Here is a 26220-nt window from a genome sequence, read left to right as displayed (position 1 = left end):
AATACGTAGTTCGCTACCTTTCAACCTGGCGAGCGTGCGTATATAAAAGCACCCCATTGCAACAAGGCGAGCATTGCAGGGATCAACGCCCGCCTTAATGGTTGACATAACCGGATCCAATTAAGCATTTTGATTTATTTGCGCAGGCTGGGGCTCATGCGCAACATGTCCAACCCTGTATTGACCCAACGCTCGGCTTCGGTGTGCAGTTGAAAACTGTCGGGGGCCAATAGCCACTGATACAGCATGCCATCGATGTAGGCGTGCAGGCTGATAGCCGCGCGGGCCGTGTCGAGGTCCTCGGGCATTTGGCCCCGATTCACCGCATTACTCAGGGCAAGGGCGATTCGCACATTGCAATCGAGGCTGACCTCACGGCGCTGCTGGCGCAGGTCGCACATTTCATCGGTGAATTCGCACTTATGAAACAAAATCTCATTGATGCGTCGGGTTTTCGGGTCCAGGGCAACTTGATGAAACAAATGAATCAGCAGATTGCGCATGCAGCCCAGCGGATCGAGCTCATCTTCGCTTTCGCTGGCCCTGGCCATTTCATCCAGCGGCTCTTGCAAGGTATCCAGCATGGCCTGCACCAGATCCGCCTTGTTGCTGAAATGCCAGTAGATGGCTCCGCGAGTCACGCCGGCCAAGGTGGCGATATCCGCCAGCGTCGTACGCGCCACGCCTCTTTCATAAAAGGCTTTCTCTGCCGCTTCCAGTATCTGGCTGCGGGTTTCTTGAGCTTCCTCTTTGGTACGACGGACCATGGCAGTAAAACCTCAATCAGGATGCTTCAGCGATGTCTGAACAACCGCTGAACAAAAGTGGGGCGAGCGCTCTCGGGTCTCGTCCCCGGCTTACAATTCGAACCTTTGACGGGCGTTGGTAACAGGGTGGATACGCAGTCAAGGTGTTTACAAACAACCATGAACGTAAGTATATTCCTTAGCAAGCTACTTATCCACCCGGCACTCATTTTTTACCCTTTCACATTTCTAGTGCGTTTCTTGCGCGCCTGACCCGAGGATTTTCATGCAATTCAAGCCAGCTGTTACCGCTCTGGTCGCCGCCGTCGCCCTCGCATCACTGCTCAGCGGATGCAAAAAGGAAGAAGCGGCACCCGCCGCACCGCCTCCTCAGGTCGGCGTGGTTACCCTGCAACCTCAAGCCTTCACCCTGACGTCCGAACTCCCGGGTCGCACCAGCGCATTCCGCATCGCCGAAGTTCGCCCACAGGTCAACGGCATCATTCTCAAGCGTCTGTTCAAGGAAGGCGGCGACGTCAAGGCCGGTCAGCAGCTGTATCAGATCGATCCGTCGGTCTATGACGCTACGCTGAAAAGCGCCGAAGCCAACCTGCAACAGACGAAGTCGATCTCTGATCGCTACAAGCAACTGGTCAACGAACAGGCTGTCAGCCGTCAGGAATACGACACGGCCGTGGCCAACCGCATGCAATCTGAAGCCGCGCTGCAAACCGCCCAGATCAATGTGCGCTACACCAAGGTCTACGCGCCGATTTCCGGCCGCATCGGTCGCTCGAACGTGACCGAGGGCGCGCTGGTCAGCAACGGCCAGGTCGATGCCATGGCGGTGATCCAGCAACTCGACCCGATTTACGTCGACGTCACCCAGTCTTCGGTCGAGCTGCTTGAACTGCGTCGCGAACTGGAAAGCGGTCGCCTGCAAAAGGCTGGCGATACGGCAGCGGCGGTCAAGCTGACCCTCGAAGACGGCAGCCAGTACAAACAGGAAGGCAAGCTCGAGTTCTCCGAAGTCTCGGTTGACCAGACCACGGGCTCCGTGACCTTGCGTGCAGTGTTCCCGAACCCGGATCACACGCTGCTCCCGGGCATGTTCGTGCACGCTCAGCTTAAGTCCGGTGTAAACGCCGCCGCGATTCTGGCGCCGCAACAAGGCGTGACCCGCGACCTCAAGGGCACACCGACCGCACTGGTCGTGGGTGCCGACAACAAGGTTGAACTGCGTCAGCTCAAGGCCAGCCGCACCGTCGGCAGCCAATGGCTGATCGAAGACGGCCTGAAGGCCGGCGATCGCCTGATCACCGAAGGATTGCAATTCGTCAAACCTGGCATCGAAGTCAAAGCCAGTGAAGCGACTAACGTTGGCGCAAAGAACCCGGCCCCCGCACAGGCAGCTGATAAGGCTTCCAGCGGCAAAGGGGAGTAAACCATGTCGAAATTTTTTATCGACCGTCCGATTTTCGCCTGGGTAATTGCCTTGGTGATCATGCTGGTCGGGGCACTATCGATTCTCAAACTCCCGATCAACCAATACCCGAGCATTGCGCCTCCGGCGATCGCCATTTCCGTGGCCTACCCGGGCGCTTCCGCGCAAACCGTGCAGGACACCGTGGTTCAGGTGATCGAACAGCAGCTCAACGGTATCGACAACCTGCGTTATGTCTCCTCGGAAAGTAACTCCGACGGCACCATGACGATCACCGCGACCTTCGAGCAAGGCACCAACTCCGATACCGCGCAGGTTCAAGTCCAGAACAAGCTGAACCTGGCCACCCCGCTGCTGCCGCAAGAAGTACAGCAGCAGGGTATCCGCGTGACCAAGGCAGTGAAGAACTTCCTGTTGGTGATCGGCGTGGTCTCGCGTGACGGCAGCATGACCAAGGACGACCTGTCCAACTACATCGTGTCCAACATGCAGGATCCGATTTCGCGGACAGCCGGCGTGGGCGACTTCCAGGTGTTCGGCTCCCAGTACGCCATGCGTATCTGGCTCGACCCGGCCAAGTTGAACAACTTCAACCTGACCCCGATCGACGTCAAAACCGCCATCGCCGCGCAAAACGTCCAGGTATCGTCCGGCCAGCTCGGCGGCCTGCCTGCCCTGCCCGGCACCCAGCTGAACGCGACGATCATCGGCAAGACCCGCCTGCAGACCGCTGAGCAATTCGACAAAATCCTGCTCAAAGTCAACAAGGACGGCTCCCAGGTTCGCTTGAGAGATGTCGCCGACGTTGGCCTGGGTGGCGAGAACTACAGCATTAACGCCCAATTCAACGGTGCCCCGGCTTCCGGCCTGGCGGTGAAACTGGCCAACGGCGCCAACGCCCTCGACACTGCAAAAGCCCTGCGCAAGACCATCGATACCCTCAAGCCGTTCTTCCCGGAAGGCATGGAAGTGGTGTTCCCGTACGACACCACTCCGGTGGTGACCGAGTCGATCAAGGGTGTGGTTGAAACCCTGGTCGAAGCGATCGTGCTGGTGTTCCTGGTGATGTTCCTGTTCCTGCAAAACTTCCGCGCCACGGTCATCACCACGATGACCGTGCCAGTAGTATTGCTGGGTACATTCGGGATCCTCGCGGCGTTCGGTTTCAGCATCAACACCCTGACCATGTTCGGTATGGTGCTGGCCATCGGCTTGCTGGTGGACGATGCCATCGTGGTGGTGGAAAACGTCGAACGGGTCATGAGCGAAGAAGGCTTGTCACCCAAGGAGGCCACCAAGAAATCCATGGGGCAGATCCAGGGTGCACTGGTGGGTATTGCGCTGGTGCTGTCGGCGGTACTGCTGCCAATGGCGTTCTTCAGCGGCTCCACGGGTGTGATCTACAAGCAGTTCTCGATCACCATCGTTTCGGCGATGGCGCTGTCGGTGATGGTCGCACTGATATTCACCCCGGCCCTTTGCGCCACCATGCTCAAGGCGATTCCGAAAGGCGAGCACGGCACTCCGAAACGCGGCTTCTTCGGCTGGTTCAACCGCAATTTCGACCGTGGCGTACGCAGCTACGAGCGAGGCGTGGGCAACATGCTCACGCACAAGGCGCCTTACCTGCTGGCGTACCTCATCATCGTGGTCGGCATGATCTGGCTGTTCACCCGCATTCCAACGGCGTTCCTGCCGGAAGAAGACCAGGGTGTACTGTTCGCCCAAGTGCAGACCCCGGCCGGTTCGACGGCCCAGCGCACCCAAGTGGTCGTGGACCAGATGCGTGAATACCTGCTGCGCCCAAGCAAGGATGGCGGTGAAGGCGATGCGGTGAACTCGGTGTTTACCGTGACCGGCTTCAACTTCGCCGGCCGTGGCCAGAGTTCGGGTATGGCGTTCATCATGATGAGGCCGTGGGATGAACGTAACGCCGACAACAACGTGTTCAAAGTCGCGGCCCGTGCCCAACAGCACTTCTTCACCTTCCGCGACGCCATGGTGTTTGCGTTCGCGCCACCGGCGGTACTGGAACTGGGTAACGCCACCGGTTTTGACGTGTTCCTGCAAGACCGCGCCGGTATCGGTCACGAAAAGCTGATGGCTGCCCGTAACCAGTTCCTCGGCATGGCGGCGCAAAGCAAAGTGCTGACGCAAGTGCGCCCGAACGGTCTGAACGACGAGCCGCAATACCAGCTGGAAATCGACGACGAGAAGGCCAGTGCGCTGGGCGTTACCATTGCCGACATCAACAACACCCTGTCGATTGCCCTGGGCAGTAGCTATGTAAACGACTTCATCGACCGTGGTCGGGTGAAGAAGGTTTACGTGCAAGGCCAGCCGGATTCGCGCATGAGCCCTGAAGACCTGAAGAAGTGGTACGTGCGCAACAGCGCCGGGACCATGGTGCCGTTCACCGCGTTCGCCAAGGGTGAGTGGATCTACGGTTCGCCGAAACTGGCCCGCTACAACGGCGTCGAAGCGGTGGAAATCCTCGGTTCCCCGGCGCCTGGCTATTCCACCGGCGAAGCGATGGCCGAAGTCGAAGCCCTCGCCCAGAAACTGCCGGCGGGTGTCGGTATTTCCTGGACCGGTCTGTCGTACGAGGAGCGTCTGTCGGGCTCGCAAGCTCCGGCGTTGTACGCATTGTCGCTGCTGATGGTGTTCCTGTGTCTGGCGGCGCTCTATGAAAGCTGGTCGATTCCGATCGCGGTGATGCTGGTGGTGCCGCTGGGGATCATCGGTGCGCTGCTGGCGACCAGCCTGCGGGGCCTGTCCAACGACGTTTACTTCCAGGTGGGCCTGTTGACAACCATCGGTCTGGCAGCGAAAAACGCCATTCTGATCGTCGAATTCGCCAAGGAACTTCATGAGCAAGGGCGTAGCCTGCGCGAAGCAGCGATCGAAGCGTGCCGGATGCGTTTGCGACCGATCATCATGACCTCGCTCGCCTTCGTCCTCGGCGTGGTACCGCTGGCGATTTCCACGGGCGCCGGTTCCGGTAGCCAGCATGCCATCGGTACGGGCGTTATTGGCGGTATGATCACCGCCACGGTACTGGCGATCTTTTGGGTCCCACTGTTCTTCGTCACCGTGTCGTCCATTGGCCAGCGCAAAATCGCCGACCAGGACGACGCTATTGAACCTTCTAAAGAGGCTGGCCAATGAGCAAGTCGCTACTCTCCATCGCAGTTGCCGCCTTCGTGCTGAGCGGCTGCTCGCTGATTCCCGATTATCAGCAGCCTGAAGCACCGGTGGCGGCCCAATACCCGCAAGGCCCGGCGTACTCGTCGGCCCAGGCGCCGAACCAGGCGGCTGCGGAACAGGGCTGGAAGCAGTTTTTCCATGACCCGGCCCTGCAACAGCTGATCCAGGTCTCGCTGGAAAATAACCGTGACCTGCGTGTCGCGGCCCTGAACATCGACGCGTTCGCGGCTCAGTACCGCATCCAGCGTGCCGATCTGTTCCCGGCCGTTTCGGCCAATGGCACTGGCAGCCGTCAGCGCCTTCCGGCTGACGCTTCGCAGACGGGTCAAGCCGGAATTTCCAGTTCCTACTCGGCTACCGTTGGCATCAGCGCTTATGAACTCGATCTGTTCGGTCGGGTCCGCAGCCTCAGCGAAGAAGCCCTGCAAAAGTACTTCGCCACTGAAGAAGGTCGTCGCAGCACGCAGATCAGCCTGGTGGCCAGCGTGGCCAACGCCTACCTGACCTGGCAGGCCGACAAGGAACTGCTGAAGCTGACCCAGGACACCCTCGGTGCGTTCGAGGAGAGCTACAAGCTCACCGCGCGCAGCAACGAAGTGGGGGTCGCCTCGGCCCTGGACCTGGCCCAGTCGCGTACCTCGGTGGAAAACGCCCGGGCGCAACTGGCCAAGTACACCCGTCAGGTCGCGCAGGATGAAAACAGCCTGGTGCTGCTGCTCGGCACCGGCATCCCGGCCAATCTGCAAGCCGCCAAGCCACTGGCTGACGACCTGCTGAGCGACGTCCCGCCCGGTCTGCCATCGGACTTGCTGCAACGTCGTCCGGATATCCTCCAGGCCGAGTACAACCTGAAAGCGGCCAACGCCAACATCGGCGCGGCACGGGCGGCGTTCTTCCCGAGCATCAGCCTGACGGCCAATGCCGGCACCTTGAGCCCGGATCTGTCCGGTCTGTTCAAGGGCGGTTCGGGCACCTGGCTGTTCTCGCCGCAGATCAACCTGCCGATCTTCAACGCCGGCAGCCTGCGCGCCAGCCTGGATTACTCGAAAATCCAGAAAGACATCGGCGTGGCGAACTACGAGAAGTCCATTCAAACGGCCTTCCAGGAAGTCGCCGACGGCCTGGCTGCCCGCCAGACCTACACCGATCAGTTGCAGGCGCAGCGTGATTTCGTCACCGCCAACCAGGACTACTACCGTCTGGCCGAGCGTCGCTACCGTATCGGTGTCGACAGCAACCTGACCTTCCTCGATGCCCAGCGTCAGCTGTTCAGTGCGCAACAAGTGCTGATCACAGATCGCCTGGCGCAACTGGTCAGTGCGGTCAATCTGTACAAGGCACTGGGTGGTGGCTGGAACGAGCAGACGGCGAAAGTCGAACCGCTGAAAGAAGAAGCGCCAAAGATGAAAATGTTCTGATAGCGCTGTTGTAAGAGAAGCCCACCTTTTGGTGGGCTTTTTGTTGGCTGTGGGAAAAGGTGTGTCTGGTCTGGCCCCTTCGCGGGCAAGCCTCGCTCCTACAGGTTGTGCGGGGTACATAAAGTCTGAGTTCGACGCGGACACTGTAGGAGCGAGGCTTGCCCGCGAAGAGGCCAGCCCTGACACCACCAAACCCTCGGCCCATCTTGCGTTCGATAACCGCCCAAAACCCGCTTTTCCCGATTGAACCACCCAGTCCATCCCCCGCACCATTCGTCGCACAAAACCAATAACATCAGGTTCGACACCATGCCCCCGCGCCCTGCCCTGTCCGGCTGATCCCACTCCCGTTTTTCATCCATTCGAATCCTTGTCTGCAACCTCAACGTTGCGGCACCGAACCGTTTCATCCCTAACAATTAGAGAGACCCGAGCCCATGACGCCTTCCACCGCGCAGTATTTCTTCCCAAGCCTGATCGCCATCGCTCTGGCCGGTGCGGCCCTACCCGCCATGGCCGAGGAGTCGGGTTTTGTCGAAGGCGCCAAGGTCAACCTGAACCTGCGTAACTTCTACATCAACCGCAACTTCACCAACCCGACCAAAGCTCAGGGCAAGGCAGAAGAGTGGACGCAAAGCTTCATCCTCGACGCCAAGTCCGGGTTCACTCAGGGCACCGTCGGGTTCGGCATGGATGTGCTGGGGCTGTACTCGGTGAAGCTCGATGGCGGTAAAGGCACGGGCGGGACGCAGTTGCTGCCGCTGGATCACGACGGTCGCCCGGCGGACAACTTCGGTCGTACCAACGTGGCGTTCAAGGCCAGGCTGTCGCAGACCGAAGTCAAGGTAGGCGAATGGATGCCGGTGCTGCCAATCCTGCGCTCGGACGACGGTCGCTCCCTGCCGCAAACCTTCCGTGGCGGCCAGATCACCTCGAAAGAAATCGCCGGCCTGACGCTCTATGGCGGCCAGTTCCGCGCCAACAGCCCGCGCGACGACAGCAGCATGAGTGACCTGTCGATGACCGGAAAACCGACCTTCACCTCCGACCGTTTCAACTTCCAGGGCGGCGAATACGCCTTTAACGACAAGCGCACCCAGATCGGCCTGTGGAATGCCGAACTCAAGGACATCTACAGCCAGCAGTACGTGAACCTGATTCACAGCCAGCCTATCGGCGCCTGGACGCTGGGCGCCAACCTGGGTTTCTTCTATGGCAAGGATGACGGCAGCGCCCGGGCCGGCGATCTGGACAACAAGACCTGGTCGGGCCTGTTCTCGGCCAAATACGGCGGCCACACCTTTTACGTAGGCCTGCAAAAACTCACTGGCGACAGCGCCTGGATGCGGGTCAACGGCACCAGCGGCGCCACCCTGGCCAACGATAGCTACAACGCCAGTTACGACAACGCCCGGGAAAAATCGTGGCAGGTGCGCCATGACTACAACTTCGTCGCCCTCGGCATCCCCGGCCTGACCCTGATGAACCGCTACATCAGCGGCGACAACGTGCACACCGGCACCATCACCGATGGCAAGGAATGGGGCCGCGAAAGTGAACTGGGCTACACAGTACAGAGCGGCGCGCTCAAGGACCTCAACGTCAAATGGCGCAACTCGACCCTGCGCCGGGACTTCAGTAATAACGAGTTCGATGAGAATCGGTTGATCGTCAGCTATCCGATCAGTTTGTTGTAACCACACCAAGGGCAGCTGGCGAAGTTTAAGGCCGCTGCCTGTAACCACCGGTCGGCTTGACTGGCATTTTGCGAGTTGGCAGATACAGTCAAAAAGGTTGTTTAATTCTCCAGCCCTGATGTAGGAGCCCCTGTTTTCTTCCGTTATCTCCGGATGCTGTACGCGAAGCTGCCATGACCGCGGAGGTCAGGTATGTGCAAGCGAATAGTTATCGTCGGTGGCGGCGTAGGTGGAACCATGTTGGCCAATCAGCTGGCCAGCAAGCTGTATCCGGAAATCCTGCGCGGCGAAGTCTCGATTGCACTGCTGTCCAATTCCCCTGATCACTTCTATAAACCGGCGTTCATGTACGTTGCGTTCAACCTGTTTTTCCAGGAAGAACTCAAGCGTGCGGAACGCTCGCTGTTGCGCCCGGAAATCGAGTTCAAAGTTGAAGAAGTGACACGTTTTGATTTCCCCGGGCAACGCTTGAATACCCGTAGCGGAAAAGTTTACGACTATGACTTTCTGGTCATCGCCACTGGATGCATACCGGCTCCGGAACGCATCGAAGGCTTGAAAGAGGCCGGTGATCATTTCTACCAATACGAGCCCGCCAGGCAACTGGCGCAAAAGCTGAGCACCATCGAACAAGGTCGCATCTTCATTACCGTGTCCTTCCCGAAAACGCCCAACGTTCCGCATCAATGCGGTATCGCGCCTGTCGAAACCACCTTGATGCTCGATGATTTCCTGCGGCGTCGTGGCGTGCGGGACAAGGTCGAAATTATCTACACCTACCCGACCACGGCTCAACTGCTGCATAACTGCCTGTTCCTGCAACGGCCGACGGGGGAAATTCTGCCGCGTATTTTCGAGCAGAAAAACATCCGTTTTCAGCGTGGGTTCACCCTGAGTCGCGTTGATCCAGACAGCAAAATCGCGTACTCCGAGGAAGGTGACGAGCAACCCTTCGACATTCTGATGGCGACACCACCGATAAGGGCCGTGGACGTCGTGCTGGAGTCCGGTGCCTCACAAGCACCCAACAACGAAGGGTGGTTACCCACCAACCACGAAACCCTTCAGGTCTACGATCTGGACCACGTCTATGTGATCGGTGACAGCTGCGACCTGCCTATCAGCAAAGCGGGAGGTGCATGCCATAACCAGGCGCCCGTGATTGCCAACAACATCGCCGCCGAAATCCGTCTGGGCACCACCATCGCCGCCTATGACGGGCGTGTTCAGGCCGTGGCGCAAATGGGCCTGAATGCAGGAATGCCGCTTTGTTATGACTACCAGCGCGATGTCCTGCCAACCCCGCCCACCAAACTCGGCGGGTTACTCAGAAACGGCTTCAATCGCGGCCTGTACTGGGCTGTCGCCCGCGGAATGCTTTGACCCTGCACAGGGAGAGGATGAATCGTCATGGACCTGGTAAATGAATCAATCGCACCCGCCACCAGCCCCGGATTGGATGCGCTAATGGACAAGCTGAAACCGTTGATTGACGGTGGTCGGCTGGACAACCTTGTGGACCTGCTTTCGCTGGTCAGCGACCTCATCGACCTGTTGGATCCGGCCATGGTGGAGAAGCTGGCTCAGCTTTTCGAGAACGTAACAGCTGCCACCTTTAGCGTCAGCAATGCCGTTCGCATGGCAAAAGCCGATAGCGCAGAAAACGGGCAGCCCCCCAGCGTTTATCAACTGCTGAAATTGTTGCGCGAACCCGATACTCGACGAGGTGTGGGGTTTGCACTCAAAACCCTAAACGTCATTGGAAGACAACTTTGAACTGCCAGAGAGGACAACCTCGTGAGCACCAAACTGCAAACAGCAAGGAATGCCAGCACTGACTGGGATGCCAGGGCCTACCTGCAATTCTCGATACTTCGACTACGCCCGGTTAACGAACTCCTCGACCGCGTCAACCTTGAAAACCCCAAACGCATCTACGACCTCGGGTGTGGCACCGGCATTGCCACTCAAGCTCTGGCCAAGCGCTGGCCCCGCGCGCACCTGACGGGTGTCGACAGTTCTGAGCGGATGCTTGAGGAGGCCAGATGCTTGCCAATCAAGGCGCAGTGGAAGCAGTGTGATCTACAAAACTGGCAGCCGGAGCAACCGGCCGATCTGCTCTTTGCCGCCGCTGTGCTGCACTTCATCAACGATCACGGACTGCTGCTGCCGCGTTTGCTCGGTTATCTCAATGCGGGTGGTTGTCTGGCGGCGCACATGCCCGACTGGCGGGACGCGGTGTGGTATCAACTGATGCTCGACACCCTCAACGATGGCGGTTCCGACGGTAAACCGCTCGGTTCCCCGCAATTGCGCGAGACGATGGCTGCGCGGTCGTTGCTGTCGTTGGAAGATTACTACCGGCTGCTCTCACCGATCACCCGGACGCTGGATATCTGGGAGACCGAGCAGTTGCAGGTTGTGGACGGCAAGTCGCCGGTGTATGACTGGGTCAAAGTCTCGGCCTTGCGGGCGGTGATGCAAGGTTTGAAAGATGACGAACAGGCGCGGTTCATTTATCACTTCATGATGCGGGTGCATGCGCATTACCCCCATGAGAGCGATGGACGCACGCTGTTTCCGTTCAAGCGGATTTTCATTGTCGCTACGGTTTAACATTCAGCATTGATGCAAGCTGAACCACCGCCATCGCGAGCAGGCTCGCTCCCACATTTGATCGGTGTGAACGCAATTATTGCGTTCAACGAAAATCCCCTGTGGGAGCGAGCCTGCTCGCGATGGCGTCACCTCAGACAATACAAAACCCGAAGATCAATCTCGGGATTCAACCCCCAACTCATCCCACACCGACTCCGCCAAATGGAACGTCGCATTGGCCGCCGGGATGCCGCAGTAGATCGCGCTTTGCATGATCACTTCCTTGATCTCGCCGCGGGTCACGCCGTTGTTGGCGGCGGCGCGCAGGTGCAGCTTGAGTTCTTCGTTGCGGTTCATGCCGATCAGCATGGCGATGGTGATCAGGCTGCGGGTATGACGCGGCAGGCCCGGACGGGTCCAGATGTCACCCCACGCATGGCGGGTGATCATCTCCTGAAACTCCGAGTTGAACTCGGTCAGGGCATTCAGGCTACGGTCGACATGGGCATCACCGAGCACCGCGCGCCGGACGTTCAGGCCCTCGTCGTAACGTTGTTTCTCGTCCACAACAATCCCCTTAATGAGCCAACAGAAACGCCAGCACACGGTCGCTGAAATCTGCACCGGCCTGGACGTTGGACAGGTGCGCGGCATAGAACTCGGCGTACTCGGCGCCCTGCACATGCTCCTGAATAAAATGCCCGCCGGACGGCGGCGTGACCGCATCTTCAGTGCCGGCGATGACCAGCAGCGGCACCTTGATCGAGGACAGCTGATCACGGAAGTCGGCATCACGCACGGCCGCGCAATTGGCGGCATAACCTTCAGGCGAAGTGGCCGCGAGCATGTCAGTAATCTTCTTCGCGGTAGCAGGATTCGCCTCGGCAAAATCCGCGGTGAACCAGCGCGCAATCGACGCATCGCGCAAGGCAACCATGGCGGCCGGACCGTCACGCAGCACGGTTTCGATCCGTGGGTTCCACACCGACGGATCGCCGATTTTCGCCGCGGTGTTGCACACCACCAGTTTGTTCAATCGATCGCCAGCATTGATGCCCAACCACTGGCCGATGAGGCCGCCCATGGACAGACCGCAAAAATGTGCCCGCTCGATGTGCAACGCATCCAGCAGCGCCAGCACGTCGCGGCTCAGTTGCTCGATGTTGTACGGCCCCGGCGTCACCAGCGATTTGCCGTGGCCACGGGTGTCAAAACGCAGCACTCGGAAATGCTCGGTGAACGCCGAAATCTGCGTGTCCCACATGTGCAGGTCGGTCCCCAGCGAGTTGGACAGGACCAGCACCGGCGCATCCGCCGGGCCATCAAGTTGGTAGTTCAGTTCGCCCTCGGCGAGTTGTACGAAAGCCACAGCAATCTCCTTCAGGCAGTCAACGCAGAATGTTCAGCCACCGCTCGCTCGACCCAGGCATGGGCCTGACCGAGGTAATAGGCGGGGTCCAGCAAACGATCGAGTTCAGCAGCAGACAGCTCGGCGGTCACTTGCGGCTCGTCGCCGAGTACCGCTCGCAGATGACGTTGTTCAGCCACCGCACGTTTGCAGCATTGCTCAAGTAAATGGTGCGCGGTGTCACGGCCAACCCGTTGGGCGAGGACGATGCTCACCGCTTCGGCCAGCACCAAACCCTGGGTCAGGTCGAGGTTGCGCGCCATGCGATCGGCATCCACTTCCAGTCCATCCGCCACCAGCAACGCTTGTTTAAGGCTGCCGGACACCAGGCAACAAATCTCCGGCAGGGTTTCCCATTCGGCATGCCACAGGCCCAGGCTGCGCTCGTGTTCCTGAGGCATGGCGCTGAACAGGGTCGAGAGCAGGCCGGGTACGCGGGTTGCCGCACCGATCAGCACGGCGGCGCCGACGGGATTGCGTTTGTGCGGCATGGTCGAAGAACCGCCCTTGCCCGGTGCCGACGGCTCAAACACTTCGCCGGCTTCGGTCTGCATCAACAGACTGATATCGCGGCCGAGTTTGCCGAGGCTGCCGGCGATCAAACCGAGCACCGCGCCGAACTCCACCAGGCGATCACGCTGGGTGTGCCAGGGTTGGTCCGGCAACGTCAGTTGCAGCTCACCGGCCAAGGCTTCGGCAATCGGCATCGCTTGCTCGCCGAGGGCCGCCAGTGTTCCGGAGGCACCGCCGAATTGCAGCACCAGCAGGCGCGGTTTGAGTTCTCGCAAACGCTGACGGCTGCGGGTGATGGCGCCCAGCCAACCGGCGATTTTCATGCCGAGGGTCACGGGCGTGGCGTGTTGCAACCAGGTACGTCCGGCCAGCGGTGTGGCAACGTAGCGCCTGGCTTGGGTCGAGAGGGTCTCGCCCAGTTGCGCCAGATCACTTTCGATCAGTTCCAGTGCTTGGCGCAGTTGCAGCACTAGCCCCGTGTCCATCACGTCCTGGCTGGTTGCGCCCAGATGCACATAGCGTTCGGCTTGGGCATCGTGGGCCGCGATCTGTTTACCCATCGCCTTGACCAACGGAATCGCCGAATTGCCCGCCGTGGCAATCGCCTCGCCAAGTGCGGCAAAGTCGTAGTGCCCGGCCCGACATGCCGCCTCGATCGAGGCGACAGCCGTCTGCGGAATCAAGCCAACCCGCGCCTCGGCCCGCGCCAACGCCGCTTCGAAATCAAGCATGGCCTGAACCCGGCCCTGATCGCAGAACACCTCACGCATATCGTGGGCAGTGAAGTAGGCATCAAACAATTGATTGCCCGGTCGCTCGTTCATAAACAGTCCCTGAAGGCGTGGACCGTGAGGCCAACGCGGATGGATCAAAGGTCGTGGTGCAAATACTTGGCCTGTCTCGGCAGGCGCAGGCTGAACAGGAACGCCACCGCCATCATCACCGTGACGTACCAGTAGAAGGAGTTTTCCATGCCCACGGCTTTAAGGCTCAGGGCGACGTATTCCGCCGAGCCACCGAAGATCGCGTTGGCCACCGCATAGGCCAGGCCGACACCCAGTGCACGCACTTCCGGCGGGAACATTTCGGCTTTGACCAGGCCACTGATGGACGTATAGAAACTCACGATGGCCAGCGCCACGGTAATCAGCACAAAGGCCAGAAACGGACTGCTGACACTTTTCAGGCTCAGCAGGATCGGCACGGTGCACAGCGTCCCCAATGCACCGAACCACAGCATCGAGTTACGTCGGCCGATCTTGTCCGCGAGCATGCCGAACAGCGGCTGCATGCACATATAAAGGAACAGCGCGCCGGTCATGATGTAACTGGCGGTCTTGGCGTGCATGCCGGCGGTGTTTACCAGGTACTTCTGCATGTACGTGGTGAAGGTGTAGAAAATCAGCGAGCCACCGGCGGTGTAACCGAGCACGGTGATGAATGCTGCTTTGTGATCGCGGAACAACGCGCGGATGCTGCCGGCGTCCTTGTTCTCGCGCATCTCCTTGCTGGTGGTTTCTTTCAGCGAACGACGCAGAAACAGCGAAATCAATGCCGCCACCGCACCGACCACAAACGGGATCCGCCAGCCGTAGGCACGCAGATCGTCTTCGGTGAGGAACTGTTGCAGGACCACCACCAGCGACACCGCCAGCAGTTGCCCGCCAATCAGCGTCACGTACTGGAACGAGGCGAAGAAACCACGCTGGCCCTTGAGGGCGACTTCGCTCATGTAGGTCGCGGTGGTGCCGTATTCGCCACCCACCGACAGGCCCTGGAGCAAGCGGGCGAACAGCAGCATGATCGGCGCCCAGACGCCGATGTCCTTGTAGGTCGGCAGGCACGCGATGAGCAACGAACCGAAGCACATCATCAGAATCGAGATCAACATCGAATTCTTGCGCCCGTGCTTGTCCGCGACACGGCCGAAAATCCAGCCACCGATCGGTCGCATCAGGAACCCGGCCGCGAACACGCCGGCGGTATTGACCAACTGAACGGTGGGGTTGTCGGACGGAAAAAAGGCGGGCGCGAAATAGATCGCGCAAAAGGCGTAGACGTAGAAGTCGAACCATTCGACGAGGTTACCGGACGAAGCGCCGACAATTGCGAAGATCCGCTTGCTGCGCTCTTCGCCGGTGTAGTGCGCTGGAATAGCGGTGGGGGTTGTCATTGTTTTCACTCAATGGGGACTGTGAGAGTCTAGACACACTTTGCAACAGTCCCGTTCCGCAGATAGATCAGCAACGCAGATCCCTGTGGGAGCGAGCTTGCTCGCGATGGCGGTATGTCAGTGCCATCAATGCTGAATGACACACCGCTATCGCGAGCAAGCTCGCTCCCACAGGGTTTGTGGTGTCCACTCAATAATCGAAGAACACGGTCTCGGCATCAGTGCCTTGCAGGATGACATTCCACTGATAAACACCGGACGCATCCTTTTTCGCCAGCAAGGTACTGCGACGCTCAGCCGGCACACACTCCAGTAGTGGGTCCTCAACGTTCGCCGGTTCGCCCTCAAAGTAAATCCGTGTGAGCAAGTGCTTCACCAACCCACGAGCAAACACCAGCACAACCAGGTGCGGCGCCTGGGTCGAGCCCTTCAGGCCTTCCACCGTTCCAGGCTTGATGGTGGTGAACCGGAAACGCCCTTCGGCATCCACCGGCACCCGGCCAAAACCTTCGAAGTTCGGGTCCAGGGGTTTGGCCTGGTCGTCTTCGGGGTGGTCGTACTTGCCGGCGGCGTTGGCCTGCCAGACTTCCAGCATCGCATCGTTGACGAAATCGCCATTGCCATCGACGACTTGCCCGGTGATCACCACGCGCTCGCCGAGGGTTTGTTCAACGGTCAGGTCTTCGCGGTTCAGCCAGGTCAGGCCAATGTGGTAATACGGCCCGACGGTGTGGGACGTGGTCGCGTTCAGCGTCATCTTATTTCTCCATCGGCGTGGCTTCGCGGCCGCGCAAGACGATGTCCCAGCGATAACCGAGGGCATAGGAAGGGATGGTTTTTTCCAGATCGAACGTGGCGATCAAACGCTCTTTGGCGCGGGTGTCGGGCACGCAGTTGTAGATCGGGTCATAAGCCAGCAGCGGGTCGCCCGGGAAATACATCTGCGTGACCAGCCTCGTCAGGATGCTCGGCCCGAACAGGGAGAAATGGATGTGCGCCGGGCGCCAGGCGTTGTGGTGGTTGCCCCAGGGGTAGGCACCGGGCTTGATAGTCTGGAACTGGTACCAGCCATCGGCGTCGGTCACGGTGCGGCCGGTGCCAGTGAAGTTCGGGTCCAGCGGCGCGTCGTGCAGGTCGCGGGCATGGTTGTAGCGACCGGCGGCATTGGCCTGCCAGATCTCCACCAGAATCCCCGGGACCGGCAAGCCGTCTTCATCCAGCACGCGGCCGTGGATGATGATGCGCTCACCCAACGGTTCGCCCGCGTGTTGCACCGTCAGGTCGTTGTCCTTCTCGTTAATACGCTCGGCGCCGATGGTCGGGCCGGTGATTTCCGACAACGAATGAGGCAAAAACACCAACGGCTTGGACGGCGCGCGACGGTTGGTGGATTGATAAGTCGGGTGTAGGTAGTCCGGCTGGGTGCCTTCCTGCGGGCGACGGTAACCAGGCTTGTCAGTCATTTCGCTTTCCTCTGTTCTTATGAGTCTGCCGGGTGTCAGACGCGTTCGATGGCCAAGGCCAGACCCTGGCCGACGCCGACGCACATGGTCGCCAGACCTTTCTTGCCACCCGTTTTTTCAAGCTGATGCAACGCGGTCAGGACCAGACGCGCACCGCTCATGCCCAACGGATGACCCAAGGCAATGGCGCCACCGTTCGGGTTGACCTGGGCCGCGTCGTCCGCAATACCCAGTTCGCGCAGCACCGCCAAACCCTGGCTGGCGAAGGCTTCATTGAGTTCGATCACGTCGAAATCGCTAACGGCCAGGCCCAGGCGCTCAGTCAGTTTGCGCACCGCCGGGACCGGGCCGATGCCCATGACACGCGGTGCGACACCGGCGCTCGCCATGCCCAGCACTTTGGCGCGAGCGGTCAGGCCATGTTTCTTCACCGCTTCGGCGGAGGCCAGGATCAGCGCCGCGGCACCGTCGTTCACACCCGAAGCGTTGCCGGCAGTGACAGTTTTGTCCGGGCCATTGACCGGTTTCAGTTTGGCCAGGGTTTCCAGGGTGGTGTCGGCACGTGGGTGCTCATCCTGGCTGACGACGGTTTCCCCTTTCTTGCGGGCAATGCGCACTTCAACGATTTCTTCCGCGAAAAATCCTGCGGCTTGCGCGGCGGCCGTCCGCTGCTGGCTGCGCAGGGCGAAAGCGTCCTGATCCTCGCGGGACACTTCGTAATCGTCCGCCACGTTGTCGGCGGTCTGCGGCATCGCATCGACGCCGTACTGGGCTTTCATCAACGGATTGATGAAGCGCCAACCGATGGTGGTGTCTTCCAGCTTCATGTTGCGCGAGAACGCCGCATCGGCCTTGCCCATCACGAACGGCGCGCGGGACATTGACTCGACGCCGCCGGCAATCGCCAGCTCCATTTCACCGCTGGCGATGGCGCGGAAGGCGGTGCCGATGGCGTCCATGCCCGAAGCGCACAGGCGATTGAGCGTAACGCCCGGAATAGTTTCCGGCAGCCCGGCCAGCAGCAGCGCCATGCGTGCGACGTTGCGGTTGTCTTCGCCGGCCTGGTTGGCACAACCGAGGAACACCTCGTCCACTGCCGTCCAGTCCACAGACTGGTTGCGCTCCATCAAGGCCTTGATCGGCACGGCGGCGAGGTCGTCAGCACGAACAGCCGACAAACCGCCACCGAAACGGCCGATGGGGGTGCGAATCGCATCGCAGATATAAACGTCGCGCATCACGCTTCTCCGGGTGCTTGGCCGTGGGCGGCGGCGGTGCGGGCTTCCAGATCCCTGAGCGCCTTCAATTCAACGTCGGTGGGCTCGGCGGTGTGTTCAACCGTGTCTGCGAAACGAATCGCCCAACCGGTGGCGGCAATCACTTGCTCGCGGGTCACGCCCGGGTGCAGCGCGGTGACCACGAATTCATGGGTGTCGGCTTCCGGTTCCATGATGCACAGGTCGGTGATGATGCCGACCGGACCGGCGCCCGGCAGGCCGAGACGCTTGCGCGAATCACCGCCCTCACCATGGCCGACCGAAGTAATGAAGTCGAGTTTGTCGACGAAGGAACGTGCCGACTGCTTGAGGATGATCAGCACGCTTTTGGCGGAGCCAGCAATCTCCGGCGCACCACCGGCACCCGGCAGACGGACTTTCGGCTGGTGGTAGTCACCGACCACCGTGGTGTTGATGTTGCCGAAACGGTCGACCTGCGCGGCGCCGAGAAAACCGACGTCGATGCGCCCGCCCTGCAACCAATAGCGAAAAATCTCACCGGTCGGGACAACGGTGTCGGCGGTTTCCGCCAGTTCGCCGTCACCAATCGACAGCGGCAGCACGCTCGGCTTGGCACCGATCGGACCCGATTCGTAGATCAGGACGACATCCGGTGAAGAAGTCAGTCGCGCCAGGTTGGCGGCTTTCGACGGCAGGCCGATACCCACGAAGCACACCGAACCGTTTTTCAGACGGCGGGCGGCGGCGACGGTCATCATTTCATTGGTGGTGTAAGTCATTACTTGGCCTCCGAAGCAGCGGCCAGCTTGGCCTGGAACTCACTGAAGTCAGCGCAGCCGTGGATGTATTCGTTGATCCACGCGGTGAAGGTTTCACGGTCGCGGGCAATCGGGTCCCATGCCTGGTAGAAACGGTTATCGCGCTCGTTGTAGCCGTGAGCGTAGGACGGATGCGCACCGCCTGGAACGTGGCAGACCGCGCTCAAGGCCCAGGTCGGCAGCACGCAGGAGTTCATCGGTGCGTTGAGGTCGTCGACAATTTCCTCGACGGTAACGATGCAACGCTTGGCCGCCAGCGCGGCTTCTTTTTGCACACCAAGAATGCCCCACAGCAGCACGTTGCCTTTACGGTCGGCTTTCTGCGCGTGAATCACGGTGATGTCCGGACGCACCGAGGGCACGGCTGCCAACACTTCGCCGGTGAACGGGCAGGTGACGGTTTTGATCAGCGGGTTGACCTTCGGCAAGTCGGAACCGGCGTAGGCACGTAGCACTGCGAACGGTAGGCCGGAAGCGCCAGCGACGTAGGCATTGGCCAGGTCGGCGTGGCTGTGCTCTTCGATTTCCAGCGCGTGTGGCCATTGCTTCTCGACGGCGTCACGCAGGCGGTGCAGCGAACCGACGCCCGGGTTGCCGCCCCAGGAGAAAATCAGCTTGCGAGCACAACCGGCGCCTATCAACTGGTCGTAGACCAGGTCAGGCGTCATCCGCACCAGCGTCAGATCTTTCTTGCCCTGGCGAATGATTTCGTGACCCGCCGCCGTAGGGATCAGGTGAGTGAAGCCTTCGAGCGCGACGGTATCGCCGTCGTTGACGAATTGCTTCACCGCGTCGTGCAGCGAAAGGATTTCAGCCATGGGGCAGGCTCCCGTTTTGTTATGAACCGACAGTGGATGAAAAAGGCGCGAGGTTCAGCGCCGGAATGACTGAAGGTTAAGCCTGTGCAAAACGTCAAACAATCCGATAATCGACTGAGTGTTCGTTTATCGAACAGATTGTTGCTTGACTACCGATCGCTAAAAGCTTCGCGGGCAAGCCTCGCTCCTACAGGTGGTGATCACCCGTAGGAGCGAGGCTTGCCCGCGAAGAGGCCATTAACCTCGCTGAAAATTCTGAACCCTGCCCTCAGGTCGCATCCGCATGACTGACCATGCCCTTGATCACCACCGCCGTGGTCGCCAACGCCGCCGGAATCACCAGTGCCGTCAGCACCTGCTCAAAGTTCCAGCCCAGGCCCAGCAGCGTTGCGCCCATCCACGCCCCGAGAATCGCGCCGAACCGGCCAATCCCCAGCATCCACGAGACCCCGGTGGCGCGACCTTGAGTCGGATAAAACCGCGCCGCCAGCGAAGGCATCGCCGATTGCGCGCCGTTGACGCACATCCCTGCCACCAGCACCAAGGTCGCCAAAATCGTGATGTTGCCCAGGCTCTGCCCTACCGCGTAGGCAAACACCCCGGCCATCAAGTAGAAAATGCCGATGACCTTGTGCGGATTGAACCGGTCCATCGCCCAGCCCACGCCCACTGCGCTCAGCACCCCGCCAAACTGGAACAGCGCGCCAATGAACGCCGCTTGCTCCATGCTTGCGCCGCTGTCGCGCATCAGCGTCGGCAGCCAACTCGTCAGCAGGTAAACGATCACCAGCCCCATGAAGTAGGTCAGCCACAACAACAAAGTGCCGGTGCTATAGGTGCCGGAGAAGATCACCGCGAACACGTTGCGAGCCTTCACGGTTTTCTGTTCCGGCACGCTGAAGCTCGACGCCTGGGCGACGACGACCGGATCGATCGGCGCGAGGGTCTTGCGCACTTTGTCGGTGCCACGGTTGCGCACGACCAGATAGCGCGCCGATTCCGGCAGCCAGAACAGCAAGACGACGGCGAGGATCAACGGCAGAACCCCGCCGATCAACAGCAGGCTGTGCCAGCCGAAGGCAGGAATCAGCTTGGCCGAGATGAACCCGCCACCGGCCATGCCAAGGTTGAAGCCGCAGAACATGCTGGTCACCAGCAGGGATTTTTTGCGCTCCGGGGTGTATTCCGACAACAGCGTGGTGGCATTCGGCATCCCGGCGCCAAGGCCCAGGCCGGTGAGGAAGCGCAGCACCAGCAATTGATCGACGTTGGTGCTGTACGCCGACGCCAGGCTGAAGGCACCAAACACCAGCACTGCACCGACGAGTACGACTTTTCGCCCAAAGCGGTCAGCCAAGGGGCCGGAGCCCAGTGCGCCGAAGACCATGCCGATCAGCGCCGCACTCATGACCGGGCCGAGACTGGCGCGATCGATGCCCCAGTCCTGGGACAGGGCCGGCGCGATGAAACCCATGGCCGCGGTGTCGAGGCCATCGAGGAAGACAATCAGGAAACACAGGATCACCACTCGCCACTGGTAGCGCGAAATGGGTTGAGCATTGATGAAGGACTGCACGTCGAGGCAGTTTCCTACAGCAGACTGAGGCTGGTTCATTATTTTTATTCCACGCAAGAACGCAGTCGGACAGTTGCCAGCCTTGGGCTGGCGCTGCCGCGACAGTAATGATCCTGGGGAAACAGCGTCAATTCGATAAACGCGACTCTGTGCGTTTATCGAACAGCTTAGGCAAACAGCTGGGCGCTGAGGTCGCGACTGGCACTCAGCAAGCCCGGCAAGAAACGTTGCTCCAGCTCGTTGCGGCTGACCCGTCCGGCGTGGGTACTGACGTTAAGCGCCGCCACCACCTGGCCGGAAGCGTCATACACCGGAACGGCAATCGAGCGCAGGCCTTGCTCCAGTTCCTGATCGACGATGCACCAGCCTTGCTGCCGCACTTCCTGCAAACATTCGAGCAACGCCTCGGGGGTGTGCAAGGTTCGGCTGGTCTTGGCCTGGAACTCCGCATGGTCGAGGTATTCGCGCAGCGAAGTGTCATCCAGCGCCGCGAGAAGAATCCTGCCCATGGAGGTGCAATAGGCCGGCAACCGCCCACCCACCGACAGGTCTACGGAAATCAGGCGCTGGGTGGTCGCCGAACGAGCGATGTACAAAATGTCGTCGCCCTCCAGCGTGGCCATGTTGCAGGCTTCGTGAAGTTGCTCACTCATCCGGTCCAGATACGGCTGGGCAGAAACCGCCAACGGCGTCGAGGACAGGTAGGCATGGCCGAGCGTCAGCACTTTGGGCAGCAGCGAATAAGTGCGACCGTCCGTGGTGGCGTAGCCGAGTTTGATCAGGGTGTGCAGGCAACGTCGCACAGCGGCGCGGGGAATTTCCGTGCGATGACTGATCTGGGCAATGGTCAGGTGTCGCTTGCGCTCCTGGAACGCTTGTACCACCGCCAGCCCCCGGGCCAGGGACGTCATGAAATCCGGGTCGCCGGTCAGGGCCTGGATTCGCTTGGCGGGCGAGGCCACGATCGGCGGCGCCACTGAAGCGAAGGAATTGCGCATTTGATCGTTCATATCAGGTCCTTTTCCTACACGGATCAACGGCTATTACAAGCGGCTTCGGGTCCTGCACACAAGCCACAGGCCGCAAGATTGGGCGATTATCGAACCATCGCCCGATAATCGCAATCGGCACCACGGGCAATGCCAACTTGCCTGTGCTGATTTTCACAGTGCCGGCTACATGCTTTTATTCTTGTTGGGTCGCTGACTTAAAGGAACGATGTAAGGGGGGTTAACTTGTTCGGCTTTATGGCGTCAGAAAGACATCGCTGCAATGTGACATCATCGCAGCCCTAGTTACCGATGAAAGTTGCGAGTAACAAAACAATCACACAGCCAGAACTACTTTTAACTCGCAAGAGATAGTGTTCTTCGGATCGACCGCTATAATGCACCTCAGTGGCGAAGCGGTTTTTACGTGCCGATTCCACTATTCGGCAGCCCGGTATTCTATCGTCGCTGTCTGCAGCAAGCGCTTGACGCTCATTTCATATGCTCCGCCAACGCGCTCGCTGAAACAGGTAACTGATGCTACGTCAGCTGTTTTTCTCTGGTGCCGTGGCCGCCTGCAACATGGAAGTATTGTTCGCACGCCGTAAAAAACGATGCCTTTGTCGGGGATTGTCCTTTCGACGCGTGTGGTCAATGGATCCATGCAGCGCGTTTCACCAGAATTTATCTCAACTCATACAGGTAGCACTGTGACGAAAGACGAACTGCGCGCGGAACTTGAGCGCCAGGAACAACGTTACAAGGAAGTTTACGGCGGGGAAGTCACCACCTACGCCGCTCAGCCCGAACCCGAACGCAAGCCATGGCGTAAACGCGCCACCGTTCAGGATCAGGCATTCACCCAGGAATTGCAGAAGATGGAAAAGGAACTCAAAGCCGAAGAGCCATGAATATCCCGGCCTGAATCCTTTCAAGGGTCTGCATCTGCACCTGTTAAAAGCGGGTTGTATGGATGTTGCCTTTCGCGCCCGCTACAAGCGGGCAGCGGCCACCTCACCCTATGGATGAGGCAAATGGCACATGCCTGACCCTCTTCTCAGATATTTCACACAAGCGTTCAAGCCTCTCGGCTTTACGAGCGAAACCCTTGTGGCTACGGTCTTTTCATCTGAATTCAATGACTTGCAAAACCCGGGGAAAAGCTGGGAGATAGGCTATCGTCACAAACTAATTCGTTGAAGAATGTTACCGATGAGCACCTAGTGCATCGATTAGCAGTCTTTTCTGGCATAATCGCGCCCCCTTACGACCGGGTCAGAAAACCTTCATGATCGATTTATTCAGCGGACTGGATGCTTGGGTGCTTGTGAGCCTCTTGCTCGCCCTGGCCTTTGTCCTCGCCTTCGAGTTCATCAACGGCTTTCATGACACCGCTAACGCGGTGGCCACCGTTATCTACACCAAAGCCATGCCGCCTCATCTGGCGGTGTTCTTTTCCGGTGTGTTCAACTTCCTCGGCGTGCTGCTGGGCGGTGTCGGCGTGGCGTATGCCATCGTTCACCTGCTGCCGGTAGAGCTGCTGATCAATGTGAACACCGGTCACGGGCTGGCCATGGTGTTCTCGCTGCTCGCCGCCGCCATCACCTGGAACCTGGGCACCTGGTACTTCGGTATCCCGGCCTCCAGCTCCCATACGCTGATCGGTTCGATCCTCGGTGTCGGCCTGGCCAACGCGTTGATCAACGATATTCCACTGGCCGATGGTGTGAACTGGCAGAAAGCGATCGATATCGGTGCCTCCCTGGTGTTCTCGCCGATGGCCGGCTTCCTGGTCGCGGCCCTGATATTGATCGGCCTTAAATGGTGGCGTCCGCTGTCGAAGATGCACAAGACGCCGGAACAGCGCCGCAAGATCGATGACAAGAAACACCCGCCGTTCTGGAACCGCCTGGTGCTAGTGATTTCGGCAATGGCCGTGAGCTTTGTGCACGGCTCCAACGATGGCCAGAAAGGTATCGGCCTGATCATGCTGGTGCTGATCGGTATCGTGCCGGCGCAGTTCGTGCTCGACCTGGGCAGCACGACTTACCAGATCGAGCGGACTCGCGATGCGACCTTGCACCTGAGCCAGTTCTACAAGCGCAATGCCGATACGCTGGGTGAATACCTTGCGCTGGGCAAAAGTGTGGAAGGCGATCTGCCGGAGAAATTCCGTTGCAACCCGCAACAGACCGAACCGACCATCACCGCCCTGCTCGGCACCCTTAAAGGTGTAGCAGACTACCACTCGCTACCGTCGGAAAGCCGCATCGAAGTGCGTCGTTATCTGCTCTGCCTGGACGACACGGCGAAGAAAGTCGGCAAGCTGCCAGGCCTCCACGCCCGCGAAAAGGCTGACCTGAACAAGCTGCGCAAAGACCTGACCACCACCACCGAATACGCCCCGTTCTGGGTGATCCTGGCGGTCGCCCTGGCCCTGGGCCTGGGTACCATGGTCGGCTGGAAACGCGTGGTGCTGACCATCGGCGAGAAGATCGGCAAACAAGGCATGACTTACTCCCAAGGCATGTCGGCACAGATCACTACGGCGAGCCTGATCGGCATGGCCAACATCTTCAGCCTGCCGGTCTCCACCACCCACGTCCTGTCCTCAGGCGTTGCCGGCACCATGGTCGCCAACAAAAGCGGCCTGCAAGGCGGCACCGTAAGAACCATCCTGCTGGCCTGGGTCCTGACCCTGCCAGCAACAGTGGCCCTGTCCGCCGGCCTGTTCTGGCTGGCGTCGAAGGCACTGGGCAGCTGATACATCGCTGCAACAAAGAGGCGCGTTCCGTGAGGTTCGCGCCTTTTTTATGGCCGGCATTTCGGCAATCCCGTTCTAATGAAAGAGATTGGTTGGACATGAGGACGCCATCGCGAGCAGGCTCGCTTGTATGTTTAGACTTGAAGGGGTGGGCGGGACTAAAAGCTCGATTCCGACTCTAGCCAGTACGGACCGTGGGAGACTTCTCGTCCCGCCCTTTCTACCCAAAGCGCCGATAAGGAATTCATCGGTAAAACCGACGATAGAGGCAAGCCAGCGCAAGGGTAAACCCCGACAAGCACCTAAACCCTAGCTCCGAGGATTCGTCATGACAATCCTTACCTCGCCAACGGTAATCGGTATCGATGTGGCCAAGGCCGAAATCGTCGCTTACCGCGAAGACCTGAAAATCACTCAAGCCATCAACAACGATCGGGAAACTCTTGGCCGTTGGCTCAAAACGCTGCCTGCGCAAAGCTCAATTGCCCTGGAAGCTACCAGCATTTACCACTTAGACACGGTTGAGCTGGCCCACGAAATGGGGCATCGGGTTTACGTTGTGGATGCTTATCGGCTGAGCCACTACCGCGAAAGCATTGGCCAGCGGGCGAAAACCGACCCTTGTGATGCGCGTCTGCTGGCGCGTTACCTGACTAGCGAGCAGGAACGGCTGCGCATCTGGAGTCCACCTCCGCAGGCCTACAAAGTATTGAAAAGTCTGCTGCATAGACGCGCAGAACTCATCAACGTGCGTGTGGGGATCACGTTGAGCTGGTCGAGCGAACCGCTTCTGAAAGAGGAGTTGGCCCAGCAGTTGAAGTCCTTCAAACAAGCTGAGCAGGTCATTCAGAAGTTACTGCACAAAGTCAGCAAAGAAGCGGGGATCACCGAAAACATCAAGCGTTGCAAAGCCATTGAGGGGATTGGTGATCTTACTGCTATTGGCTTGGCGACCGCGTTCATGCGTGGCCACTTCGTCAGTGGCGATGCGTTCATTGCCTTTTTGGGGATGGACTTGAGAGCAAGAGATTCCGGGAAAAAGAACGGCCCACGTCACCTGAGCAAAAAAGGCGATACGGAGATACGGCGCCTGGCTCACAACGCGGCAATGGCGGCATGTCGGTCCCCCACTTGGAAACCGTACTATGAGTCCTACCTGGCCAGAGGCTTGGCAAAAACCCAAGCCCTGGTCATTCTCGCCCGCAAGCTGTGCCGGGTGGCATTCGCGCTCATGAAAAACCAGAGCGAATACCAGCCGAATTTGAGGTTGCAGGGTTCCCCTGCAACATAGAATCTCCCACAGGGGAATGAGGTGCACCTGCAAGAGACTGGTCGGCTACTAGGCCGCCA

Annotated in this window: 22 protein-coding genes; 10 read left to right on the top strand and 12 right to left on the bottom strand. The window is 59.5% G+C overall.

Annotated features, from left to right (window positions below):
* Nucleotides 1-134: 134 nt before the first annotated feature.
* Nucleotides 135-767: an efflux system transcriptional repressor EmhR gene (gene emhR, locus ACA070_RS06400; protein WP_497450472.1), complete on the bottom strand. Its 633-nt coding sequence runs from the start codon at nucleotides 765-767 to the stop codon at nucleotides 135-137.
* A gap of 265 nt (nucleotides 768-1032) precedes the next feature.
* Here emhR and emhA point away from each other — a divergent pair, with 265 nt between their 5' ends.
* The 7 genes from emhA (at nucleotide 1033) to ACA070_RS06365 (ending at nucleotide 11128) form a co-directional block, all read left to right on the top strand.
* Nucleotides 1033-2190 carry an efflux RND transporter periplasmic adaptor subunit EmhA gene (gene emhA, locus ACA070_RS06395; protein WP_497450471.1) on the top strand — a complete coding sequence of 386 codons (1158 nt, stop codon included), beginning with the start codon at nucleotides 1033-1035 and terminating at the stop codon, nucleotides 2188-2190.
* Between the two features lie 3 nt (nucleotides 2191-2193).
* A complete protein-coding gene (emhB, locus tag ACA070_RS06390; protein ID WP_497450470.1) occupies nucleotides 2194-5358 on the top strand; it encodes an efflux RND transporter permease subunit EmhB in 3165 nt (1054 codons plus the stop codon).
* Nucleotides 5355-6815, top strand: a complete 1461-nt coding sequence (gene emhC, locus ACA070_RS06385) for an efflux RND transporter outer membrane subunit EmhC (protein WP_497450469.1) — start codon at nucleotides 5355-5357, stop codon at nucleotides 6813-6815. The genes emhB and emhC overlap by 4 nt, the downstream gene beginning before the upstream one ends.
* A 437-nt stretch (nucleotides 6816-7252) precedes the next feature.
* The gene (locus ACA070_RS06380) at nucleotides 7253-8512 is read left to right on the top strand and encodes an OprD family porin (RefSeq protein WP_497450468.1); all 1260 of its coding nucleotides are present in this window, start codon (nucleotides 7253-7255) and stop codon (nucleotides 8510-8512) included.
* Nucleotides 8513-8704: 192 nt separating this feature from the next.
* Nucleotides 8705-9895, top strand: coding sequence for an NAD(P)/FAD-dependent oxidoreductase (locus ACA070_RS06375; protein WP_497450467.1), 1191 nt, complete (start codon nucleotides 8705-8707; stop codon nucleotides 9893-9895).
* Between the two features lie 27 nt (nucleotides 9896-9922).
* Nucleotides 9923-10288 (top strand): DUF1641 domain-containing protein, encoded by a 366-nt coding sequence (locus tag ACA070_RS06370; RefSeq protein WP_497450466.1) that lies wholly within the window; start codon nucleotides 9923-9925, stop codon nucleotides 10286-10288.
* A gap of 21 nt (nucleotides 10289-10309) precedes the next feature.
* On the top strand, nucleotides 10310-11128 hold the full coding sequence (locus ACA070_RS06365) for a methyltransferase domain-containing protein (protein WP_497450465.1): 819 nt from the start codon (nucleotides 10310-10312) through the stop codon (nucleotides 11126-11128).
* Nucleotides 11129-11284: 156 nt separating this feature from the next.
* Here the strand turns inward: ACA070_RS06365 and pcaC are convergent, their stop codons facing one another.
* The 11 genes from pcaC to pcaR all read right to left on the bottom strand — a co-directional run bounded on the left by pcaC (nucleotide 11285) and on the right by pcaR (nucleotide 22127).
* The gene (pcaC, locus tag ACA070_RS06360; RefSeq protein ID WP_497450464.1) at nucleotides 11285-11677 is read right to left on the bottom strand and encodes a 4-carboxymuconolactone decarboxylase; all 393 of its coding nucleotides are present in this window, start codon (nucleotides 11675-11677) and stop codon (nucleotides 11285-11287) included.
* 10 nt (nucleotides 11678-11687) lie between these two features.
* Nucleotides 11688-12479, bottom strand: a complete 792-nt coding sequence (gene pcaD, locus ACA070_RS06355) for a 3-oxoadipate enol-lactonase (protein ID WP_497450463.1) — start codon at nucleotides 12477-12479, stop codon at nucleotides 11688-11690.
* Nucleotides 12480-12490: 11 nt separating this feature from the next.
* Nucleotides 12491-13855 carry a 3-carboxy-cis,cis-muconate cycloisomerase gene (locus ACA070_RS06350; protein WP_497450462.1) on the bottom strand — a complete coding sequence of 455 codons (1365 nt, stop codon included), beginning with the start codon at nucleotides 13853-13855 and terminating at the stop codon, nucleotides 12491-12493.
* 44 nt (nucleotides 13856-13899) lie between these two features.
* Nucleotides 13900-15204: an MFS family transporter gene (locus ACA070_RS06345; protein ID WP_497450461.1), complete on the bottom strand. Its 1305-nt coding sequence runs from the start codon at nucleotides 15202-15204 to the stop codon at nucleotides 13900-13902.
* A gap of 190 nt (nucleotides 15205-15394) precedes the next feature.
* On the bottom strand, nucleotides 15395-15961 hold the full coding sequence (gene pcaG / locus ACA070_RS06340; RefSeq protein ID WP_497450460.1) for a protocatechuate 3,4-dioxygenase subunit alpha: 567 nt from the start codon (nucleotides 15959-15961) through the stop codon (nucleotides 15395-15397).
* Between the two features lies 1 nt (nucleotide 15962).
* Nucleotides 15963-16667 (bottom strand): protocatechuate 3,4-dioxygenase subunit beta, encoded by a 705-nt coding sequence (gene pcaH, locus ACA070_RS06335; protein ID WP_219095259.1) that lies wholly within the window; start codon nucleotides 16665-16667, stop codon nucleotides 15963-15965.
* Between the two features lie 35 nt (nucleotides 16668-16702).
* Complete coding sequence (gene pcaF / locus ACA070_RS06330; RefSeq protein ID WP_497450459.1) at nucleotides 16703-17908, bottom strand: 3-oxoadipyl-CoA thiolase; 1206 nt, start codon at nucleotides 17906-17908, stop codon at nucleotides 16703-16705.
* The gene (locus tag ACA070_RS06325; protein WP_131059296.1) at nucleotides 17905-18684 is read right to left on the bottom strand and encodes a CoA-transferase subunit beta; all 780 of its coding nucleotides are present in this window, start codon (nucleotides 18682-18684) and stop codon (nucleotides 17905-17907) included. The genes pcaF and ACA070_RS06325 overlap by 4 nt, the downstream gene beginning before the upstream one ends.
* Nucleotides 18684-19541 (bottom strand): CoA transferase subunit A, encoded by an 858-nt coding sequence (locus tag ACA070_RS06320; protein ID WP_149417863.1) that lies wholly within the window; start codon nucleotides 19539-19541, stop codon nucleotides 18684-18686. Before ACA070_RS06320 ends, ACA070_RS06325 begins: the two co-directional genes overlap by 1 nt.
* Before the next feature lie 268 nt (nucleotides 19542-19809).
* The gene (pcaK, locus tag ACA070_RS06315; RefSeq protein WP_497450458.1) at nucleotides 19810-21156 is read right to left on the bottom strand and encodes a 4-hydroxybenzoate transporter PcaK; all 1347 of its coding nucleotides are present in this window, start codon (nucleotides 21154-21156) and stop codon (nucleotides 19810-19812) included.
* 128 nt (nucleotides 21157-21284) lie between these two features.
* Nucleotides 21285-22127, bottom strand: a complete 843-nt coding sequence (pcaR, locus tag ACA070_RS06310; RefSeq protein ID WP_010462552.1) for a pca regulon transcriptional regulator PcaR — start codon at nucleotides 22125-22127, stop codon at nucleotides 21285-21287.
* A gap of 689 nt (nucleotides 22128-22816) precedes the next feature.
* On the opposite strand from pcaR, the gene ACA070_RS06305 reads away from it, so the two are divergent.
* The 3 genes from ACA070_RS06305 (at nucleotide 22817) to ACA070_RS06295 (ending at nucleotide 26161) form a co-directional block, all read left to right on the top strand.
* On the top strand, nucleotides 22817-23017 hold the full coding sequence (locus tag ACA070_RS06305) for a hypothetical protein (RefSeq protein WP_007935837.1): 201 nt from the start codon (nucleotides 22817-22819) through the stop codon (nucleotides 23015-23017).
* 377 nt (nucleotides 23018-23394) lie between these two features.
* Nucleotides 23395-24870 (top strand): inorganic phosphate transporter, encoded by a 1476-nt coding sequence (locus tag ACA070_RS06300; RefSeq protein ID WP_461957540.1) that lies wholly within the window; start codon nucleotides 23395-23397, stop codon nucleotides 24868-24870.
* 328 nt (nucleotides 24871-25198) lie between these two features.
* Nucleotides 25199-26161, top strand: coding sequence for an IS110 family transposase (locus tag ACA070_RS06295; RefSeq protein WP_497447722.1), 963 nt, complete (start codon nucleotides 25199-25201; stop codon nucleotides 26159-26161).
* Nucleotides 26162-26220 lie beyond the last annotated feature (59 nt).

It is taken from the genome of Pseudomonas sp. LBUM1678 (genome assembly GCF_059695575.1).
Note: the sequence above shows the minus strand (reverse complement) of the source record. Positions and strands in the feature narration are given on the sequence as shown.

Bases quoted from the DNA above. Each gene is read 5' to 3' on its own strand.
- emhR (WP_497450472.1), bottom strand. From the start codon at position 767: ATGGTCCGTCGTACCAAAGAGGAAGCTCAAGAAACCCGCAGCCAGATA.
- emhA (WP_497450471.1), top strand. From the start codon at position 1,033: ATGCAATTCAAGCCAGCTGTTACCGCTCTGGTCGCCGCCGTCGCCCTC.
- emhB (WP_497450470.1), top strand. From the start codon at position 2,194: ATGTCGAAATTTTTTATCGACCGTCCGATTTTCGCCTGGGTAATTGCC.
- emhC (WP_497450469.1), top strand. From the start codon at position 5,355: ATGAGCAAGTCGCTACTCTCCATCGCAGTTGCCGCCTTCGTGCTGAGC.
- ACA070_RS06380 (WP_497450468.1), top strand. From the start codon at position 7,253: ATGACGCCTTCCACCGCGCAGTATTTCTTCCCAAGCCTGATCGCCATC.
- ACA070_RS06375 (WP_497450467.1), top strand. From the start codon at position 8,705: ATGTGCAAGCGAATAGTTATCGTCGGTGGCGGCGTAGGTGGAACCATG.
- ACA070_RS06370 (WP_497450466.1), top strand. From the start codon at position 9,923: ATGGACCTGGTAAATGAATCAATCGCACCCGCCACCAGCCCCGGATTG.
- ACA070_RS06350 (WP_497450462.1), bottom strand. From the start codon at position 13,855: ATGAACGAGCGACCGGGCAATCAATTGTTTGATGCCTACTTCACTGCC.
- ACA070_RS06345 (WP_497450461.1), bottom strand. From the start codon at position 15,204: ATGACAACCCCCACCGCTATTCCAGCGCACTACACCGGCGAAGAGCGC.
- pcaG (WP_497450460.1), bottom strand. From the start codon at position 15,961: ATGACGCTGAACGCGACCACGTCCCACACCGTCGGGCCGTATTACCAC.
- pcaH (WP_219095259.1), bottom strand. From the start codon at position 16,667: ATGACTGACAAGCCTGGTTACCGTCGCCCGCAGGAAGGCACCCAGCCG.
- ACA070_RS06325 (WP_131059296.1), bottom strand. From the start codon at position 18,684: ATGACTTACACCACCAATGAAATGATGACCGTCGCCGCCGCCCGCCGT.
- ACA070_RS06320 (WP_149417863.1), bottom strand. From the start codon at position 19,541: ATGGCTGAAATCCTTTCGCTGCACGACGCGGTGAAGCAATTCGTCAAC.
- pcaK (WP_497450458.1), bottom strand. From the start codon at position 21,156: ATGAACCAGCCTCAGTCTGCTGTAGGAAACTGCCTCGACGTGCAGTCC.
- pcaR (WP_010462552.1), bottom strand. From the start codon at position 22,127: ATGAACGATCAAATGCGCAATTCCTTCGCTTCAGTGGCGCCGCCGATC.
- ACA070_RS06300 (WP_461957540.1), top strand. From the start codon at position 23,395: ATGATCGATTTATTCAGCGGACTGGATGCTTGGGTGCTTGTGAGCCTC.
- ACA070_RS06295 (WP_497447722.1), top strand. From the start codon at position 25,199: ATGACAATCCTTACCTCGCCAACGGTAATCGGTATCGATGTGGCCAAG.